At 73.7% G+C, this 18,565-nt stretch carries 15 protein-coding genes; 5 read left to right on the forward strand and 10 right to left on the reverse strand.

Going from position 1 to position 18,565, the window contains the following annotated elements; translation table 11 throughout:
- Positions 1-68: 68 nt before the first annotated feature.
- The 10 genes from AB0G84_RS11130 to AB0G84_RS11175 form a co-directional block, all read right to left on the reverse strand.
- Positions 69-2,066, reverse strand: a complete 1,998-nt coding sequence (locus AB0G84_RS11130; protein WP_361318440.1) for an NADH-quinone oxidoreductase subunit L — start codon at positions 2,064-2,066, stop codon at positions 69-71.
- Positions 2,063-2,434 (reverse strand): NADH-quinone oxidoreductase subunit NuoK, encoded by a 372-nt coding sequence (gene nuoK, locus AB0G84_RS11135; RefSeq protein WP_361318442.1) that lies wholly within the window; start codon positions 2,432-2,434, stop codon positions 2,063-2,065. Before nuoK ends, AB0G84_RS11130 begins: the two co-directional genes overlap by 4 nt.
- A complete protein-coding gene (locus tag AB0G84_RS11140; protein ID WP_361318444.1) occupies positions 2,434-3,054 on the reverse strand; it encodes an NADH-quinone oxidoreductase subunit J in 621 nt (206 codons plus the stop codon). Before AB0G84_RS11140 ends, nuoK begins: the two co-directional genes overlap by 1 nt.
- A complete protein-coding gene (locus AB0G84_RS11145; RefSeq protein WP_361318446.1) occupies positions 3,051-3,653 on the reverse strand; it encodes an NADH-quinone oxidoreductase subunit I in 603 nt (200 codons plus the stop codon). Before AB0G84_RS11145 ends, AB0G84_RS11140 begins: the two co-directional genes overlap by 4 nt.
- Positions 3,650-4,618, reverse strand: a complete 969-nt coding sequence (locus AB0G84_RS11150) for a complex I subunit 1 family protein (protein WP_361318448.1) — start codon at positions 4,616-4,618, stop codon at positions 3,650-3,652. The genes AB0G84_RS11145 and AB0G84_RS11150 overlap by 4 nt, the downstream gene beginning before the upstream one ends.
- Positions 4,615-6,147, reverse strand: coding sequence for an NADH-quinone oxidoreductase subunit C (locus tag AB0G84_RS11155; protein WP_361318450.1), 1,533 nt, complete (start codon positions 6,145-6,147; stop codon positions 4,615-4,617). The genes AB0G84_RS11150 and AB0G84_RS11155 overlap by 4 nt, the downstream gene beginning before the upstream one ends.
- Complete coding sequence (locus AB0G84_RS11160) at positions 6,144-6,800, reverse strand: NADH-quinone oxidoreductase subunit B family protein (RefSeq protein WP_361318452.1); 657 nt, start codon at positions 6,798-6,800, stop codon at positions 6,144-6,146. The genes AB0G84_RS11155 and AB0G84_RS11160 overlap by 4 nt, the downstream gene beginning before the upstream one ends.
- Positions 6,791-7,192 (reverse strand): NADH-quinone oxidoreductase subunit A, encoded by a 402-nt coding sequence (locus AB0G84_RS11165; RefSeq protein ID WP_361318454.1) that lies wholly within the window; start codon positions 7,190-7,192, stop codon positions 6,791-6,793. The genes AB0G84_RS11160 and AB0G84_RS11165 overlap by 10 nt, the downstream gene beginning before the upstream one ends.
- 322 nt (positions 7,193-7,514) lie before the next feature.
- The gene (locus AB0G84_RS11170; protein WP_361318456.1) at positions 7,515-9,503 is read right to left on the reverse strand and encodes a hypothetical protein; all 1,989 of its coding nucleotides are present in this window, start codon (positions 9,501-9,503) and stop codon (positions 7,515-7,517) included.
- A 23-nt stretch (positions 9,504-9,526) separates the two neighbouring features.
- Positions 9,527-10,588, reverse strand: coding sequence for a secretion protein snm4 (locus AB0G84_RS11175; protein ID WP_361318458.1), 1,062 nt, complete (start codon positions 10,586-10,588; stop codon positions 9,527-9,529).
- Positions 10,589-11,254: 666 nt separating this feature from the next.
- Here AB0G84_RS11175 and AB0G84_RS11180 point away from each other — a divergent pair.
- From AB0G84_RS11180 to AB0G84_RS11200, 5 genes are all read left to right on the forward strand, one after another.
- Positions 11,255-12,592 (forward strand): sensor domain-containing protein, encoded by a 1,338-nt coding sequence (locus AB0G84_RS11180; protein WP_361318460.1) that lies wholly within the window; start codon positions 11,255-11,257, stop codon positions 12,590-12,592.
- A gap of 236 nt (positions 12,593-12,828) precedes the next feature.
- A complete protein-coding gene (locus AB0G84_RS11185; protein WP_361318462.1) occupies positions 12,829-14,142 on the forward strand; it encodes a sensor domain-containing protein in 1,314 nt (437 codons plus the stop codon).
- Positions 14,143-14,537: 395 nt separating this feature from the next.
- Complete coding sequence (locus tag AB0G84_RS11190; RefSeq protein WP_361318587.1) at positions 14,538-15,197, forward strand: response regulator transcription factor; 660 nt, start codon at positions 14,538-14,540, stop codon at positions 15,195-15,197.
- A gap of 294 nt (positions 15,198-15,491) precedes the next feature.
- Positions 15,492-17,441, forward strand: coding sequence for a 2-oxoacid:acceptor oxidoreductase subunit alpha (locus AB0G84_RS11195; protein WP_361318464.1), 1,950 nt, complete (start codon positions 15,492-15,494; stop codon positions 17,439-17,441).
- Positions 17,434-18,528, forward strand: coding sequence for a 2-oxoacid:ferredoxin oxidoreductase subunit beta (locus AB0G84_RS11200; RefSeq protein ID WP_361318466.1), 1,095 nt, complete (start codon positions 17,434-17,436; stop codon positions 18,526-18,528). Before AB0G84_RS11195 ends, AB0G84_RS11200 begins: the two co-directional genes overlap by 8 nt.
- The last annotated feature ends 37 nt before the right edge of the window (positions 18,529-18,565 follow it).

Genomic DNA, 18,565 nt, shown 5'->3' on the forward strand with positions numbered 1-18,565 from the left:
CGGCGAGGCAGGCCACGAGGGCTGTCGGCTGGGCGTACGGGGGGCGGGCCCCGGGGGTTGGCTGCACGTCAGGCTCCGGTGCCCGTAGCGACGAGGACGGCGGCGACGGCCAGCACGAGCGAGCCCGCGAGCAGCGCGCCGAGGTAGGTCTGCACATTGCCGGTCTGGGCGCGGCGGACGGCGGCGCCCAGCCAGCCGGGGGCGGCGCCCGCGGCGCGGACGTAGGCGTCGATGACCTCGCGGTCCAGGAAGCGGACGAGCGTGGCGGCGCCGCGCACCGGGCGGACGAACAGCGCCGAGTAGACGGCGTCGAGGTGGAAGCCGACGGCCGCGTGGCGGTGCAGCGGGCCGAGCAGGAGGCGGCCGGGGTCGGCGGGGTCGGCCGCGCCGGCGATGTTCCCGTAGACCGGGGCGTGCGTGGCCATGGCCGTCTCCTCGGCGATGCCGGGGCCGGCGTCCGGGTCGACGACGACCGCGCCGATCGGGGTGCGGGCGGCGCGGGGCGCGGTGTGGCGCCAGGCGGCGTAGGTGACCAGGCCGCCCACCAGGGCGATACCGGTACCCAGGACGGAGGTGGTCAGGGTCGGGGCGAGCGAGCGCCCGTCGAACCAGCCGGGCAGGTAGGGGGCGGCGAGCCCGAGCGCGAGGGAGGGCACGAACAGCACCCAGAGCACGGCGTTCATCACCACCGGCTGCGGGCCGTGGTCGGGGGCCTCCACACCGCGGCCCCGGAAGGCCAGCAGCCACAGCCGGGTGGCGTAGGCCGCGGTGAGGAGGGCGGTGAGCAGTCCGGAGACCAGCACGGTCCAGCCGGCCGCGCCGGGGATGCCGTGCGCTCCGCCGGTGGCGGCGTGCTCGGCGGCGCCCAGGACGGCCTCCTTGGAGAAGAAGCCGGCGAACGGCGGGATCGCGGCGAGCGCGAACAGCGCGACGGTGACGGTCCAATAGGCGTCCGGGATGCGCCGGGCCAGGCCGGTCATCCGGGACATGGCGGCCAGCGAGTTGGTGCCCGCGGCGTGGATGATCACGCCCGCGCCGAGGAAGAGGAGGGCCTTGAACGCACCGTGGGTCAGGAGGTGGAAGACGGCGGCGCCGCGGTCGCCGACGGCCAGCGCGCCCAGCATGTAGCCGAGCTGGCCGACCGTCGAATAGGCCAGGACGCGCTTGATGTCGTCCTGGGCCAGGGCGGCGAGCCCCGAGCCGACCATGGTGACCGCGGCCATCACGGCGAGCACCACCAGCGCGGCGGCGGAGGCCGCGAAGACCGGGAGGAGACGGGCCACCACATAGACACCGGCGGCCACCATGGTGGCGGCGTGGATCAGCGCGGAGACCGGCGTGGGGCCGGCCATCGCGTCCGGGAGCCAGGTGTGCAGGGGGAACTGCGCGGACTTGCCCGCGACCCCGCCCAGCAGCAGCAGCGCGATCAGCGTGGGGTGGTCCAGCCCGCCGTTGGCGACCGAGCCGAGGATGCCGGTGATGCGGAAGGTGCCGGTCTCGACGGCCAGCGCGAAGATGCCGAAGAGGAAGGGCACATCACCGAGCTTGGTGACCAGGAAGGCCTTGAGCGAGGCGGCGCGGGCGGTCTCGGTCTCCCAGTAGTGGCCGACGAGGAAGTACGAGCAGATGCCCATGACTTCCCAGCCGACCAGCAGCACCATCAGGTCGCCGGTGTAGACGACCAGCAGCATCGCCGAGGTGAAGAGCGAGACCAGCGCGGCGTACGAGGGGTAGCGCGGGTCGTCGCGCAGATAGGCGGTGGAGTACAGCTGCACACAGCTCGCCACCAGGCCGACCAGGACGGCGATCAGCGCGGCGAAGCCGTCGATGTGCAGGCCCAGGTCGATGGGGATGGAGCCGGTCGGGGTGAGCCGGGTGGCGACGTCGGTGGCCGGTCCGCCGCCCTGGCCGATCGCGACGAGAACGGTCAGCGCCGCCGCGGCCAGCGTCGGCAGCACGGCCAGCGGCCGGACGAAGCCGGGCGCGCGCCGTCCCAGCAGGAGGCCGGCGGCGGCACCGAGGAACGGCAGGAGGGGAACGAGTACGGCGGTGGTCGTGAGCGTCACGCGGTGGCCTCCGCCGGGGTGTCGGGCTGCGGGCCCGTCTCCGTGGCGTCCGCCCCGTCCGGCCGCTCGGCGAGGTCGCGGAGCCGGTCGATGTCGGAGCTGCCGCGGTTGCGGTAGACGAGCAGCACGATCGCCAGGCCGATGCCGATCTCGGCGGCGGCGATGGTGATGGTGAAGAGGGTGAGCGCCTGGCCGGCGTGCAGGGTGCTGCGCAGCCAGACGTCGAAGGCGACGAGGTTGAGGTTGACGGCGTTGAGCATCAGCTCGACGGACATCAGCACCAGGATCGCGTTGCGGCGGGCGAGCACGCCGTACAGCCCGGTGCAGAAGAGCAGGACGGCGAGGACGGCCGGGTAGGCGAGGTGCATCAGCGCTGCTCCTCTCTCGGGGCGGGGGTGGTGGCGGCACGGGCGGCGGCATCCGGCAGCGCCGCCACCGGGGCCTTGCCCGCACCGCCCCTGCGGGACAGCACGATCGCCCCGACCAGCGCGGCCAGCAGCAGTACGGACAGCGCCTCGAAGGGCAGCACCCAGTACTGGAAGAGGCTGCGTCCAGTGACCTCGGTGGAGCCCTGGACGGCGCCGTCGAGGTCGATCCAGGTGGCCCGGAAGGCGTCGACGACGACCCAGACCAGGGCGCCGGCCGAGGCCAGGGCCACCACGAGGGCGGCCCAGCGGTTGCCGGAGTCGGCGTCCGGGGAGCGTCCGATGGGCGCCTTGGTCAGCATCAGTCCGAAGAGCAGCAGCACCACGACGGAACCGACGTAGATCAGCACCTGTACCCAGGCGATGAACTCGGCCGTCAGGAGCAGGTATTCGACCGCGATCCCGCCGAGCGCGATGACCAGCCAGAGGGCGGCGTGCACCAACTGCCGGGTGGTGACGGTGATGACGGCGGCGCCGAGCGTGGCGATGCCCACGAGGAGGAAGGCGATCTCGACACCGGTGGGCGAGAGGAAGCCGTGGCCTGCGGCGGCGGCGAGCGTCACGTTCCCTCCCCGGGGGTGTCGGGTCGTTCCAGGTCACCGGCGTCCGCCGGGGCCTGGGCCGCCTCCTTGGCGGCGAGCTCCTGGGCGGCCAGCTTGTCCGCGGCCTTACGGGCGGCGCCGACCTCCTTGGGCTCCTCGGCCGCCGGGTCGAGCGCCGGTGGCTCGGGCACCGTCCACATCCACTCCCGGAGCTTGTCGCGCTCGTGGGTCAGTTCGCGGATGTCGGTCTCGGCGTACTCGAACTCCGGTGACCAGAAGAGCGCGTCGAAGGGGCAGACCTCGATGCAGATGCCGCAGTACATGCACAGCGCGAAGTCGATGGCGAAGCGGTCCAGCACATTGCGGCTGCGCTCCCGGCCTCCGGGCGCGGCCGGCGGCACCGTCTCCTTGTGGGAGTCGATGTAGATGCACCAGTCCGGGCACTCGCGGGCGCACAGCATGCAGACCGTGCAGTTCTCCTCGAAGAGCCCGATGACGCCGCGCGTACGGGGCGCGAGGTCGGGCTGGGCGTCGGGGTACTGCGCGGTGACCGAACGCTTCGTCATCGTCCGCAGGGTGACGGCCAGACCCTTGGCGAGGCCGGAACCGGGGAAGCTCATGACGAGATCACCACCTTGATGACGCCGGTGAGGGCGATCTGGGCGAGGGCGAGCGGGATGAGGACCGTCCAGGCCAGCTTCTGCAGCTGGTCCTCGCGCAGCCGCGGGTAGGTGACCCGCAGCCAGATGACGACGAAGGCGAGCAGCACGGTCTTCAGCAGGGTCCACAGCCAGCCCAGGCCGTCGGCGCCGAACGGGCCGTGCCAGCCGCCCAGGAAGAGGACCGAGGTCAGCGCGCAGAGGACGACGATGCCGGCGTACTCGGCGAGCAGGAAGAGCGCGAAGCGCAGCCCGGTGTACTCGGTGTACGCACCGAAGATGATCTCCGAGTCGGCGATCGGCATGTCGAACGGCGGCCGCTGCAGCTCGGCGAGCCCCGCGGTGAAGAAGACCACGCCGCCGACGATCTGCCAGGGCACCCACCACCAGTGGAAGGCCCCGACGATGCCGGGCAGCGACAGGGTGCCGGCCGCCATCGCGACCGACGCCGCGGCGAGCAGCATCGGCAGCTCGTACGCGAGCAGCTGGGCGGCCGTCCGCAGGGCGCCGAGCAGCGAGAACTTGTTCGCCGAGGCCCAGCCGGCCATCAGCGAGCCGAGCACCCCGACGCCCATCACGGCGAGGACGAAGAAGATGCCCGCGTCCAGCGCCTGGCCGACCGCGTTGTGCGGCCCTATCGGGATGGCGACCAGGACCAGGAGGTAGGGCAGCAGCGCGACGGCGGGCGCGAGCTGGAAGATCCGCCGGTCGGCACCGGCCGGGACGATGTCCTCCTTCTGCGCGAACTTCACCCCGTCGGCGACCAGCTGGGCCCAGCCGTGGAACCCGCCCGCGTACATGGGACCGAGGCGACCCTGCATATGGGCCATCACCTTGTGCTCGGTCTGCCCGATGACCAGGGGGAACACCAGGAACACCACGAAGACGGCGAGGAGGCGCAGCACCAGGTCGACGGCGTCGCTCATGGGGTGTCGCCTCCTGCCGGGTCGTCGGGGTGGTCGGGCTGGTCAGAGTGGTCCGGCCGCTCGGGCTGCTCGGGCCGTGATTCCTCGGCCGGTTCGGGACGGGGGCCGGGTGCCGGCCCCTCGGCCTCCGGCTCCGGTGCGCTCTTCGACTCCGGCTCCGGCTTCGACTCCGGTGCGCGCTTCGGCTCCGGTGCGCTCTTCGACTCCGGCTCCGGCTTCGACTCCGGTGCGCGCTTCGGCTCCGGTGCGCCCTGCTCCGCCGGCTCGTCGAAGGCCGGGCGCGCGTGGTGCCAGGGCGCGTCCGAGGAGCGCGGGGCGCCCGGCTGCCGCGGCGCCGCCGGGGCTCCCTCAGCTGCCCGGGCCGCCTGCGCCGCCTGGTCCTGCTGCGCTGCCCGGCCCTGCTGAGCCGCCCGGCCTTCCTCGGCCGTGTCCGCGGCCGGCGCGGCGCCGTCTGCCGCGGCTGCGGCGTCTGCTGCCTGCGCCGCCCGTGCCTTCTGTGCCGCCCGTGCTGTCTGTGCTGCCTCGGCCGCCTCTTCCGCCGGACGCTGCTGGCTGGCCGAGCCCTGGCTCGCCGAGCGCGTACGGCGGGCCGGGCGCTCCGGCCGCTCACTCCGCGCCGGGGCGGCCGGAGTCTCCGGGGCCGCCGGGGTCTCCGCGGTCCCCGCCGCTTCCGCCGCGGCGGCGGCCTGCTGGCTCGCCGACCCCGCGCTCACGCTCCGGGTGCGCCGGGCCGGGCGCTCGCCCGCCGCGGCACCGGCCGCCCGGGCACCGCCCGCCGCCCGCGCACCCCGCGCCGGCCGCGCCGGTGCCGGCGGCAGCTGCCCCTTCAACGGCCCCCACTCATTGGGGTCCGGGACGCCCGGCGGCAGCATCTGGCGCCGCTTGGGCCCGCCGTGCGCGGCACCCGCCGCAGGCTCACCCGGCTCCTTGGCGCCGGGCCACGCCTTGGCGACCCGGGCCGCCAGCACGAAGTCCTTGCGCAGCGGGTGTCCCTCGAAGCTCTCGGGGAGCAGCAGCGGAACGAGGTGCGGGTGCCCGGTGAAGTCGACGCCGAACATCTCGTGGGTCTCGCGCTCGTGCCAGGCCGCGCCCGCGTACACGCCCACGGCGGTGGGCAGCGCGGCGGCCTCGTGCGGGACCGTCGTGCGGACCACCAGCCGGCGAACGCTCCCCGGGTGGGCCACATCGGCGAGGTGCGCACAGATCCGGAAGCCGGTGCCGGGCTCGTCGACGGCGCTGAGCCAGTCGAAGTAACTGCAGCCGAGGTCGTCGCGGGCGGCGGTCAGCGCGCCGAGCCAGCCGTCCGCCGGTACGTCGACGGTCAGCAGGTCGTACGCCAGCTCCGCCGTGGCGCCGGCCCCGAACAGCTCGCCGGCCGGCCCCGGCAGCCACCCGACCACCGGCTCGGCGGCCGGCTGCTCCTCGACCGCTGTGGTCTGTTCGGCCTGGTCGGTCTGTTCGGCCTGGTCCGCCTGCTCGGCCGGTGCTGCCCGCTCCGGCTGCTGGGGCTGCTCGGGCTGCTCGCTCATCGGGGCTCCTCCCCCGCGGTCCCGGGCCGCTCGGCCGCCTTCGGCGCGGGCGGCGCCACCAGGCCGCTGCGCAGCGCGGCCGCCGACGGCCGGCCGGCGCCGCCCTTGGCGTAGCGCTCCCCCAGCGACTCGCGGGCGATCTTCTCCTGGAGCTTGAGGATGCCCTGCAGCAGCGCCTCGGGGCGCGGCGGGCAGCCCGGTACGTACACATCGACCGGGATGATCTGGTCGACGCCCTTGGTCACCGAGTACGAGTCCCAGTACGGGCCACCGCAGTTGGAGCAGGCGCCGAAGGAGATGACGTACTTGGGCTCGGGCATCTGCTCGTAGAGCCGCTTGACCGCGGGCGCCATCTTGTCGGTGACGGTGCCGGAGACGACCATCAGGTCGGCCTGGCGGGGGCCGGGCGCGAACGGGATCACGCCGAGCCGGATGAAGTCATGGCGGGCCATGGAGGCGGCGATGAACTCGATGGCACAGCAGGCCAGGCCGAAGTTGAAGACCCAGAGGCTGTAGCGGCGGCCCCAGTTGAGGACCACCTTCATCGGTTCGGGCGCGAGCCGGGCCAGCGTGCCCAGGCGGCGCGGCTCCGGCAGGAACTCCGGTGCGGCACCACCGGCCGCGGGGCCGGGGGCGGCGGGGGTCACGTCCATTGCAGGACGCCCTTCTTCCATGCGTAGAGCAGGCCGACGGTGAGGAAGCCGAGGAAGATGAACATCTCCACCAGCGTCACCCCGCCGAAGCCGGGGGCAGCGAAGATCGTCGCCCAGGGGAACAGGAAGATCGAGTCGACGGCGAAGATGACGTAGAGGAAGGCGTAGACGTAGTAGCGGACCTGGGTGTGCGCCCAGCCCTCACCGACCGGGTCCACTCCGCACTCGTACGTCAGCAGCTTCTCCGGCGTCGGCACGACAGGCCGCAGCAGCCGCCCGGCACCGAAGGCCACGGCGACGAAGAGCACACCGATCACGGCGATGATCCCGACGGCCGAATAGCCCTGGAAGTAGTCCGCGGCGACGGTGGTGCCTGCGGTCACGTCCGGCACGTCCGCCCCTCGCTCCCTGACTGCGCTTGTTCAACGACTTTCGACGATCTGTACGGACGGGAGTCTAGGCCCTGGCCGGGCCGCCCCGAGAAGCCGCGTCGTCGCCGACGGTGAGCTTGTCCCCACTTCGCCCTACCTGGGCGGCAGGCAGCGTAGACGGCCGGTCCGGTCGTCTCAGGAGGTGTCTCAGCAAGCGGACGATCCGGGCGGTGCCGCGTGGGCCGTGAGCCGCCCTTGCCGGGCGGGCGCGGCACCGTGATCGACCGCTCCGGGGCCGCTGCGCCGTCCTTCGTGCGGGCGGGACGGTGCGCCGGGCGAGCAGTCACTGGGGCGGACCACCGTAGGGGCCGGCGGGGGCGGAGGGGCTGGAGGGGCCGGCGGGGGCGGAGGGGCCGGCGGGGGCGCCGTATGGCGCGGCGGCAGGCGGAGCGACCGGGCCGGGGTGCGGATGTGGACCGGCGTGCGGGCCGGGGTACGGGCCAGGGTGCGGGCCAGGGTGCGGGCCGGGGTGCGGGTGCGGACCACCGGGACCACCGGGGCCACCAGGACCGGCGGGACCGCCAGGACCACCGGGACCGCCGGGACCGCCGGGACCGCCGAAATCGCCTGGGCCGCCGGGACCGCCGGCGGGCGCCGGGTTCTGCTGGGCCTCGGCACGCTGCCGGCCCGGCCTGCGGGCAACGGCGCGGTTCATCACCTCGGCGGCGATCCGCGCGGTGGCCCGCAGGGTGCGCGCGCCGAGCAGCTCCGTGCGGATGGCCCCGCCCGCGGCGAGGTGCCGGTCATACGGGAGGGGGAGCACCGCCGCGCCGCCGACCGCCAGGTGTTCACAGGCCCTGCGGACGTCGAGCCCGGTGTCGGGGGCGGCGTGGCTGAGGACCACCACCGTCGTCGGCAGCATGCGCGGGTGGACCCCGCCGACCCAGTCCAGGACGGAGCGGGTGGCGGCCACGCCCTCGGGGGTGGCCGGGGAGACCAGGATCCGGGCCTGGGTCGTCACCAGGGCCGTGCGCGCCACTTCGGCGGGCAGGGTCTCGCAATCCACCACGGTGGTCGCGAAGTACCGGCGCAGGGAGGTCAGCACGATGCGGTAGGTGTCGACGTCCAGCCTCGTGCCGATGGCGCCCTGGCTGCCCGGCAGCAGCCAGCCGCCGCCCGGGAACGGGATCAGGTAGCCCGTCAGGTCCGTGATCAGCATCGACGGATCGACTATCTGCGCCAGGTCGGTTCCGGACCAGCGCACCTCGGTCGCGCCGAGGCGGTGCGGGAGCGTGCCGAGCGCCGGATCGGCTTCCAGGGCCAGCACCGGATCGGCCCGGTAGTGGGCGTAGGTGAGCGCCAGCAGTGCGGCCACGGTCGACTTGCCCGCGCCGCCGCGGATGCTCGTCACGGCGATCTGCCGGCCCGTGGTCGCGGGCTGCTGGATGGCGTGGGCGGTCTCGGTGAGCGCGGTGGTCTCCGCCGCCGGCGACGACGCGATCGCCCGCCGCACGGCCCGCCCCGCGCGCTGCGCCATGGACTCCCCGTGGCGCGGCCTGGACCGCAGGGCGTCCAGTTCCGGCGGCAGCAGCGGTACGGAGACCGGGGTGACGGCGGGGTACCTGCGCAGCGGCATGGGCGTGTGCACCGGGGCGGGCTCCGGCCCGGCCGCACCGGTGTGCACCGGGGCAGACTCCGACCCGGCGACACCGGTGTGCACCGGGGCAGGCTCCGGCCCGGCGGCACCGGTGTGCCCCGCCGGCGCCGGGCCGTGCGGCGTCGTGGGCCCGGCGTCGGAGACGGGGGGATGCGTGGACACGGGGGGATGCAGGGAGACGGGGGGCTGCACGGCCGGCGCGGTGGGCGGCATGGGGCCGGGCGCGGCGACGGTGCCGGGCGCGGTGACGGTGCCGGGCGCGTCCTTCCGCAAAACGACGCCCTCCGGCGCGTACGGCGGCGGTGCGGCAGGCGGCGGAGGGGGCACCTGACCTCCCGGAACCGGCGCGACAGGGGGTGCGGTGCCCGCCACGGCCACGCCCGGTGCGGGGGACGCCGGTGCGGGGGACGCCGCTGCCACGCCCGGTGCGGGCGACGACTCGGGCCGTGCCCGTACGGTCACCGGCGTGTCCCAGACGCTGGCCTCGGAGGGCGCGGCGACGGCGTCCCCGCCTGCACCGGCGGGCGCGGGCGCGGGCACGGGAGGGCCGTCGGCCGGTGTCCCCGGGTACCCGCCCGGGGCCGCCGCCCCACCGCCGAGATCGCGCAGCGGATCGCCGCCCTGCCGTTCCCCGTGCATCCGCCCGCCCGTTCCGGTCGAACCTTCCGTTGCCATGGCCCCGTTGCCGTCCTTCCGGCTCAGAACGTGTGCAGCAGCGGGCCGTAGACCCCGAGGGCCCCCAGGGCCACCGGGATCAGCGCCACCACACCGACCGACTCGACGAGGTTCGTCAGCCGGCGCAGGCGGACGCGGAGGTGCTCCGGGACCCGCACCGCGAGCACCCCGAGCGGCAGCGCCGCCAGCAGACACAACACGGTGAGCGCACCCGACGGGTTCCCCGCACGCGTCGCCCACTGCACCACCAGGCACACCCCGACGACGCCGCCGGCCGTCAGCAGGGCGATGACCTCGACCGCCAGAGGATAGGCGCGCGCCCGCGACAGCAACACCACGCACAACAGCGCCGCGGCGGCGGCCGACCAGCCGTCTCCCCCGGAGGCGGCGAGCACACCCGCGGCTCCCGCGGAGGCCGCCGTGGCGACGGTGGCCGGCACCAGACCGCGGTGGGTCGCGCCGAGCGCGGCCGCCACCTGATGCCGGCTCACCGGCGTACCACCGGATCGCCGGTCGTCGAGCCGGGTGAGTCCGGCGGCCGTCAGCGCCAGCCGCGGCAGAGCGCCCAGCCCGACCACCGAGAGCACGCCGAGCGCAACTCCGGTGCGCGCCGCGCTGGTCAGTGCCAGGCCCGCCTCCCACGCCCCGACCGCCAGCGTGACCGTGGCGGCACCGACGACTCCGCGCCGCCCGAGCTCCGTGCAGATCCCCAGCAGCGCCAGCACCGCCGCGACGGTCAGGCCGACGGCCGCCAGCCGTACGGCGCCATCGGCGGCGGCCTCCCACCAGGCCAGTGCCCCGAGCGCGCCGCCCACCAGGAGCAGCGCCGTCCCCAGCGCACGCCGGCCGCACCGGCCGCAACCGGCACCAGCCGCCGCGACGAGCGCACCGACGGCCCCGAGCCACACCGCGGCACTGCCCGGGCCGTACCACCGCGCCGCCGTCACCCCGGCGACCAGCGCCAGCAGCACGCTCGCCGCACCGGCCGTCCAGGTCCGGCTCCGCTCGTCCCAGTGCCAGCCACGGGCGTCCAGGGCGTCGGCGGATCCGTCCGTACCGTCGGGCACGACGGGGGTCGCCGGCATCTCGCGTTCCCTCACGATCAGTTCGACCCGCCCCGCTCGCCGACCGGGGTCACCCGGCTCAGGGAGCTGCGCGAAGCGCCCCCCGGCTCGATCCCCGTGCTCGCACTCACCATGTCGAAGCGGTCCCCGTGTTGTTGCCGGCCGGACTCACCCCGGGAGCCGACGAACCGCCCCGCACCGTGCCCGCGAGGAAGGACCGTGCCACGCCGCCGGCGGGCGCCAGGGCCGCCGGAGCGATGCTCCCGAAGATCTTGCCAAGACTCTCATCCGGGCCCCGCCGCGTCCGCCGCCCCCCGGCCGTCAACGCGTCCCGCCACCCGCTGCCCCGGGACATCAGCGCGTCCCCCAACCGTTGTCGCCGGACGTCAGCGCGTCCCACCACCGCTGTCCCCGGACATCAGCACGTCCCGCAGCCTGCGTCGACGCACGCACGGAAGCCGGCGCAGGCAACCGGCCCCCGTGGTCCCGTGCCATCGTCCCCGCCCCTCTCGATCCCCCTCGGATCGCTATCGTACGAGTCCCCCACCGCCGCCAGCAGGGGTGCGGCGGACCGCGGGCGGGAAGGCAGAGCCCCCCTTCCTCCGCACCGGAAGGCAGAGCAATCTCCTCCCCCCTCGCCCCAGTTACCCCATGGCGGGCGGGCAGGCCGCCGGGCAGGCTGGCCGTATGACGGAGAGTTTCCGGCCCCTCGCCGCAGAGGGCGCCCAGGACGACACCCCTGACGGCACCTCACCACCGCCGCCCAGGGCGCCCTTCAGCGGTGCGACCTGGCGGGAGATCGGGTATCTGCTCACCAACCTGCCGTTGGGCGCGGCCGCGTTCGTGGTGCTGGTGGTGTGGCTGGCGCTGGGCATCGGGCTGTCGGTCACGGTGGTCGGGCTGCCCCTGCTGGCCACGGGGCTGACGGTGCACCGGCAGTACGGGAAGCTGGAGCGGGCCCGGGCGCGGGCGCTGCTGGGGGTACGGGTCGAGGAGCCGAGCCCGCTGCGGCACCGGGACCGCGGGTTCTTCCCGTGGCTGTGGACGTGTCTGAAGGATCCGGTGGCCTGGCGGCACGCCCTGTTCACCGTCGTCCGGCTGCCCTGGGCGCTGCTGACCTTCGTGGTCGTCCTGGTCTCGCTGTTCGTGGGGTGGCCGGTGCTTCCCTGGGTGGCGCGCTGGCTGGCGAACGCCGACCGGGCCATGGTGCGCGGGCTGCTGTCGCCGTCCGACGAGCTGGAGCGGCGGATCGCGGAGCTGGAGTCGGACCGGGTGACGGTCACCGACACCGCGGCCGCCGATCTGCGGCGCATCGAGCGCGACCTGCACGACGGCGCACAGGCCCGGCTGGTGGCGCTGGCCATGGGCCTCGGCCTGGCGAAGGAGAAGCTGCTGGCGGGCCGGGCCGACGAGAGCGTGGCGGCGATGGTGGACGAGGCGCACGGCGAGGTGAAGCTGGCGCTGCAGGAGCTGCGGGACCTCGCCCGGGGCATCCATCCGGCGATCCTCACCGACCGCGGACTGGGGCCCGCCCTGGCGTCGCTGGCCGGACGCTGCACGGTGCCCGCGACGGCGTCGGTGGATCTGGACGACCGGCCCGCGCCCGCCATCGAGGGCATCGTCTACTTCACCGTCTCCGAGCTGCTGCAGAACGTCGCCAAGCACAGCGCGGCACGGCAGGCGTCGGTGGAGGTGTGGCGGGCCGGGGGCCGGCTGCTGATCCAGGTGGTCGACGACGGGAAGGGCGGTGCACGGCTGGACGGCGGCAGTGGGATGGCGGGGCTCGCCGAGCGGCTGGGGTCGGTGGACGGGCTGTTCGTACTGGATTCGCCGGTCGGCGGGCCCACGCGGGTGACGGCCGAGCTGCCGTGGCGGGCGCGGGACGGGGCGGACGGTGCGGTGGGCCGGGCCGCCGGTCGGCGGCCGGGGCGAGGGGAGCGGGCGGGGCGGCGGCCGAGACCGTGGCAGCGGCCCCAGCGGCCGGTGCCGGGCCAGCAGCCTGGGGCCGGGCGGAGGCACCGCTGACCCGCCGGACGCCGTCGACCCGCCGGACGCCGTTGACCTGCCGTTTGTGGTGAACCGCAGGTCCGGGGGTGGGGAAAACCCCCGGGAAGGACTGCGCTTTCCCTCATGGTGCCGGGGACTCGGCGCGCGGAGGCTGGTCGTAGTGGAAGAGCCGCAGGGCCCGGGTGGGGCCCTGCGGACCGGTCAGCGGCGCCGACCCCGGCGGGACCGCACTCGGCAGAACGGACGACGAGACGATGGATACCGCGTACGCAGCACAGCCCCGCGGCTCACGCATGCCCGCGGCGCTGCGCGCCCCGCTCTCCGGGCGCGCCTGGCGGGAGTTCCTCCACCTCGCCCTGAGCCTCCCGATCTCCACCGTGATGTTCGCCTACGCGATAACGGTGCTCTCGCTCAGCGCCGGCCTCCTGGTGACGTTCCTGGGCATCCCGGTGCTGGCGGGCGGTCTGGCCGGCTGCCGGGCGCTGGGCGCGGTGGAGCGGGCGCGGGCCCGCGGCCTGCTGGGGATGCGGGTGGCCGATCCCGAGCCGGCGCGGCGCACCAAGCCGGGGCTGATGCCGTGGGTCGGTGCGGTGCTCAAGAGCGGGGTGTCCTGGCGGCACCTCCTCTACGCCCTGCTGCACTTCCCGTGGGCGGTCTTCTCCTTCGTCGTGTCGCTGGCGTTCTGGTCGGTCGGCTGGATGCTGCTGACCTACCCGCTGTGGCGATGGACGTTCCCCGCGTATCTGGATCAGCCGGGAATCCAGCTGGGGGACTACGGCAACGGTGCCGGCTTCTACCTGGACACACCGGCGGAGATCGGGTTCGCCAGCGGGGTGGGGCTGCTGCTGGTGCTGGCCGGGTCGTGGCTGGTGCACGGGCTGACGCAGGTGAACCGGGTCATGGTCCGCGGCCTGCTGGGCCCGTCTCTGCTCGCCACCCGGGTATCGCAGCTGGAGTCGGACCGCGGGGTGGTGGTGGACACCGCGGCCGCCGATCTGCGGCGCATCGAGCGCGACCTGCACGACGGCGCACAGGCCCGGCTGGTCTCGCTCGCCATGGATCTGGGCCTGGCCAAGGAGAAGCTGGCGGAGGACCCGCAGGCCGCCGCGAAGATGGTCGGCGAGGCGCACGGCGAGGTGAAGATCGCGCTCCAGGAGCTACGGGACCTCGCCCGGGGCATCCATCCGGCGATCCTCACCGACCGGGGACTCGGGCCGGCCCTCTCGGCACTGGCCGCGCGCTGCACGGTGCCGGTGACGGTGACCGTGGATCTGGACCGCCGGCCGGCCGCAGCGATCGAGGGCATCGCCTACTTCACCGCCTCCGAGCTGCTGCAGAACGTCTCCAAGCACTCCCAGGCGGGCAGCGCGACGCTGGACGTCTGGTGCACCGCCGACCGACTGATGGTGCTGGTGAGGGACGACGGCCGGGGCGGCGCCCACACCGACGCCGGCACCGGACTGGCCGGCCTCGCCGAACGCCTCGGGTCCGTCGACGGCCTGCTGATGGTCGACTCCCCCACGGGCGGCCCGACCACGGTCACCGCCGAGTTGCCCTGGCGGGGCTGAGACGGCCCCTGGGCTCGTAGCTGCCGGCGGGGCTGAGCAGCGGCCACCGGGCCGTAGCCGCGACGAGGCGGAGCGGGCTGCCGCACCGGGGCCCGCGCCCCGCCCCGCACCGACCTCACCGGGCCCCGCACCCGCCGGCTCCACCCGGCGCGCCGGGCCCCGCCGGCCGCCGCCCCGCCGGCTCACCAGCTCACCGGCTCACCGGCTCACCAGCCCCACCCGACGCTCCCCCGCACCCACCCCGGCCTTCCCTCGCACCCCACCTCGTCCTCATCCCACCCCCCTTCGTCCGAATGCTGGAATGCTGAGGCGGGAACGGTGGCTGCCCGGAGGTGGCCCCAAGGGGCGGGGTGGATGTGTCGAGGCATGGGGGGACCGGAGTCGTGGGGAACAGGGTGCGGGTGGTCATCGCCGAGGATTCGGTGCTGCTCCGGGAGGGGCTGACCCGGCTGCTCACCGACCTCGGGCACGAGGTCGTGGCCGGTGTGGGGGACGCCGAGGCGCTGATCAAGGTGATCGGGGAGCTGGCCGACGAGGGCGCGCTGCCGGATGTGGTGGTGGCGGACGTACGGATGCCGCCGACGCACACCGACGAGGGCGTACGGGCCGCGATCCGGCTGCGCCGTGACCACCCGGGCCTGGGCGTCCTGGTGCTCTCGCAGTACGTCGAGGAGCAGTACGCCACGGAGCTGCTGGCGGGCTCCAGTCGGGGCATCGGCTACCTGCTCAAGGACCGGGTGGCCGAGGTGCGGGAGTTCGTCGACGCGGTGGTGCGGGTCGCACAGGGCGGTACGGCGCTGGACCCGGAGGTGGTGGCGCAGCTGCTGGGCCGCAGTCGTCAGCAGGACGTGCTGGCGCGCCTGACGCCACGGGAGCGGGAGGTGCTGGGGCTGATGGCCGAGGGCCGGACGAACTCCGCCGTCGCCCGTCAGCTGGTGGTCAGCGACGGCGCGGTCGAGAAGCACGTCAGCAACATCTTCCTGAAGCTGGGGCTGGCACAGAGTGACGGGGATCACCGCAGAGTGCTTGCGGTACTCACCTATCTCAATTCCTGACCGTCTGACACCCTGTCAGACGGCCGGTCGGGGGCGTTTTCGCCGGCGGTCCGGGACTTTAGGCATAGAACCAATGAAGGAGCCCGGAGCGTCATGAACAAGGGGCCACGGGGGCGATGATTTCATGACTAAACACACCAAATCGGCGTCTCACCTGGGCGTCCACCATGTGACCGGCCCAGGGAAGGGCACCCTTACCCACGTACGATGGTTATGGGACAACCGGTCGGTACGACACGTCCCGAGCCCTGCCTCAGGCGGGGACGCCGCACCCCTCGAGGGAGGTCCGAAGCAGTGACCAGCCAGGTCAGTAGCCCAGCCGAGCAGACCGACGCAGCGCTTGTCGGGGAACAGCGCGCCGGTAAGGGCGGCGACGGCAAAGAAGTCCGACGCCTGGACCGGGTGATCATCCGGTTTGCCGGTGACTCCGGTGACGGGATGCAGCTCACCGGAGACCGGTTCACGTCCGAGACGGCGTCGTTCGGCAACGACCTGTCGACGCTGCCGAACTTCCCCGCCGAGATCCGGGCGCCTGCCGGCACGTTGCCGGGCGTGTCCAGCTTCCAGCTGCACTTCGCCGACCACGACATCCTCACGCCCGGTGACGCACCGAACGTCCTGGTGGCGATGAACCCGGCCGCGCTGAAGGCGAACCTCGCCGATGTCCCGCGGGGCGCGGAGATCATCGTCAACACCGACGAGTTCACCAAGCGCCCGATGGCGAAGGTCGGCTATGCCACCAGCCCGCTGGAGGACGGCTCGCTGGCGGCGTACCACGTGCACCCGGTGCCGCTGACGACGCTGACGATCGAGGCGCTCAAGGACTTCGGGCTCTCCCGCAAGGAGGCCGAGCGCAGCAAGAACATGTTCGCGCTGGGTCTGCTGTCGTGGATGTACCACCGGCCCACCGAGGGCACCGAGAAGTTCCTGCGTGCGAAGTTCGCCAAGAAGCCGGACATCGCGGAGGCGAACGTCGCCGCGTTCCGGGCGGGCTGGAACTTCGGTGAGACCACGGAGGACTTCGCGGTCTCCTACGAGGTCGCGCCGGCGACGAAGGCCTTCCCGACCGGCACCTACCGCAACATCTCCGGCAACCTCGCGCTGTCCTACGGCCTGGTCGCCGCCGCGCAGCAGGCCGATCTGCCGCTGTACTTGGGCTCGTACCCGATCACCCCGGCCTCCGACATCCTCCACGAGCTGTCCAAGCACAAGAACTTCGGTGTGCGGACGTTCCAGGCGGAGGACGAGATCGCCGGTATCGGTGCGGCGCTCGGTGCGGCGTTCGGCGGCGCACTGGCGGTGACCACGACGTCCGGCCCGGGTGTGGCGCTGAAGTCGGAGACCATCGGCCTCGCGGTCAGTCTCGAACTCCCGCTGCTGATCGTGGACATCCAGCGCGGCGGCCCCTCGACGGGTCTGCCGACCAAGACCGAGCAGGCCGATCTGCTGCAGGCGATGTACGGGCGCAACGGCGAGGCGCCGGTGCCGATCGTGGCGCCCCGCACGCCCGCCGACTGCTTCGACGCGGCGCTGGACGCGGCCCGGATCGCGCTCACCTACCGCACCCCGGTCTTCCTGCTCTCCGACGGCTACCTGGCCAACGGCTCCGAGCCCTGGCGGATCCCCGACGTCGCCGAACTCCCCGACCTGCGCGTCCAGTTCGCGTCCGGGACCAACCACCAGCTGGCCGACGGCACCGAGGTCTTCTGGCCGTACAAGCGCGACGAGCAGACCCTCGCCCGCCCCTGGGCCATCCCCGGCACGCCCGGCCTGGAGCACCGCATCGGCGGCATCGAGAAGCAGGACGGCACCGGCAACATCTCCTACGACCCCGCCAACCACGACTTCATGGTGCGCACCCGCCAGGCGAAGGTGGACGGCGTCGAGGTCCCCGACATCGAGGTCGACGACCCCGCCGACGACAGCGGCCGGCACGCGAACACCCTGGTCCTCGGCTGGGGTTCGACGTACGGGCCGATCACCGCCGCGGTACGGCGCGTGCGGCGCGCGGGGGAGCGCATCGCGCAGGCCCATCTGCGCCACCTCAACCCCTTCCCGCGGAATCTCGGCGAGGTCCTGGCGCGTTACGACAAGGTGATCGTGCCGGAGATGAACCTCGGACAGCTCGCCACTCTGCTGCGCGCCCGGTACCTGGTGGACGCGCGCTCGCACACCCAGGTCAGCGGAATGCCGTTCAAGGCCGAGCAGCTCGCGGAGGTCTTTAAGGAGGCCATCAATGACTGAGACGATCTCGGAGAGGTCCTCGCAGATCGAGGCGCTCTCCCTGGTGCCCAAGGCCGACGCCAAGCAGTCCATGAAGGACTTCAAGTCCGATCAGGAAGTGCGCTGGTGCCCCGGCTGCGGTGACTACGCCGTCCTCGCCGCCGTACAGGGCTTCATGCCCGAGCTCGGCCTGGCGAAGGAGAACATCGTCTTCGTTTCCGGCATCGGCTGCTCCTCCCGCTTCCCGTACTACATGAACACCTACGGGATGCACTCCATCCACGGCCGCGCCCCGGCCATCGCCACCGGCCTGGCCTCCTCCCGGCGCGACCTGTCCGTCTGGGTGGTCACCGGCGACGGCGATGCGCTGTCCATCGGCGGCAACCACCTGATCCACGCGCTGCGGCGCAACGTCAACCTCAAGATCCTGCTGTTCAACAACCGGATCTACGGGCTGACCAAGGGCCAGTACAGCCCCACCTCCGAGGTCGGCAAGATCACCAAGTCGACGCCGATGGGCTCGCTGGACGCGCCGTTCAACCCGGTCTCGCTGGCGCTCGGTGCCGAGGCGTCCTTCGTGGCGCGCACGATCGACTCCGACCGCAAGCACCTGACGTCCGTGCTGCGGGAGGCCGCCGCGCACCCGGGCACGGCACTGGTGGAGATCTACCAGAACTGCAACATCTTCAACGACGGCGCCTTCGAGGCCCTCAAGGACAAGGAGCAGGCCCAGGAGGCCGTCATCCGCCTGGAGCACGGGCAGCCGATCCGCTTCGGCGCGCTCGCCCCCGACGGCTTCGGCTCCAAGGGCGTGGTCCGGGACCCGGCCACCGGTGACCTCAAGGTCATCGACGTCCGGGAGGAGGGCACCGGCGGCGTGCTGGTGCACGACGCTCACAACCCCTCCCCCACGACCGCCTTCGCCCTCTCCCGGCTGGCCGACGCCGACACCCTGCACCACACCCCCATCGGCGTGCTGCGCAGTGTCGACCGGCCCGTCTACGACACCTTGATGGCCGATCAGCTGGACTCCGCCATCGAGCAGAAGGGCAAGGGCGACCTCGGCGCCCTGCTGACCGGCAACGACACCTGGACGGTCGTCGGCTGACGGTCGTCGGCGGCGTTCGGCTGACGGTCGTCGGCTG

Origin of the sequence: Streptomyces sp. NPDC020742, from assembly GCF_040641675.1 — a bacterium.
GTDB lineage: Bacteria > Actinomycetota > Actinomycetes > Streptomycetales > Streptomycetaceae > Streptomyces.

Excerpts from the sequence above, each read along its gene's own strand:
- AB0G84_RS11150 (WP_361318448.1), bottom strand. The coding sequence starts at position 4,618 with ATGAGCGACGCCGTCGACCTGGTGCTGCGCCTCCTCGCCGTCTTCGTG.
- AB0G84_RS11185 (WP_361318462.1), top strand. The coding sequence starts at position 12,829 with ATGGATACCGCGTACGCAGCACAGCCCCGCGGCTCACGCATGCCCGCG.
- AB0G84_RS11160 (WP_361318452.1), bottom strand. The coding sequence starts at position 6,800 with ATGGACGTGACCCCCGCCGCCCCCGGCCCCGCGGCCGGTGGTGCCGCA.
- AB0G84_RS11180 (WP_361318460.1), top strand. The coding sequence starts at position 11,255 with ATGACGGAGAGTTTCCGGCCCCTCGCCGCAGAGGGCGCCCAGGACGAC.
- AB0G84_RS11170 (WP_361318456.1), bottom strand. The coding sequence starts at position 9,503 with ATGGCAACGGAAGGTTCGACCGGAACGGGCGGGCGGATGCACGGGGAA.
- nuoK (WP_361318442.1), bottom strand. The coding sequence starts at position 2,434 with ATGCACCTCGCCTACCCGGCCGTCCTCGCCGTCCTGCTCTTCTGCACC.
- AB0G84_RS11145 (WP_361318446.1), bottom strand. The coding sequence starts at position 3,653 with ATGAGCTTCCCCGGTTCCGGCCTCGCCAAGGGTCTGGCCGTCACCCTG.
- AB0G84_RS11200 (WP_361318466.1), top strand. The coding sequence starts at position 17,434 with ATGACTGAGACGATCTCGGAGAGGTCCTCGCAGATCGAGGCGCTCTCC.
- AB0G84_RS11175 (WP_361318458.1), bottom strand. The coding sequence starts at position 10,588 with ATGCCGGCGACCCCCGTCGTGCCCGACGGTACGGACGGATCCGCCGAC.
- AB0G84_RS11155 (WP_361318450.1), bottom strand. The coding sequence starts at position 6,147 with ATGAGCGAGCAGCCCGAGCAGCCCCAGCAGCCGGAGCGGGCAGCACCG.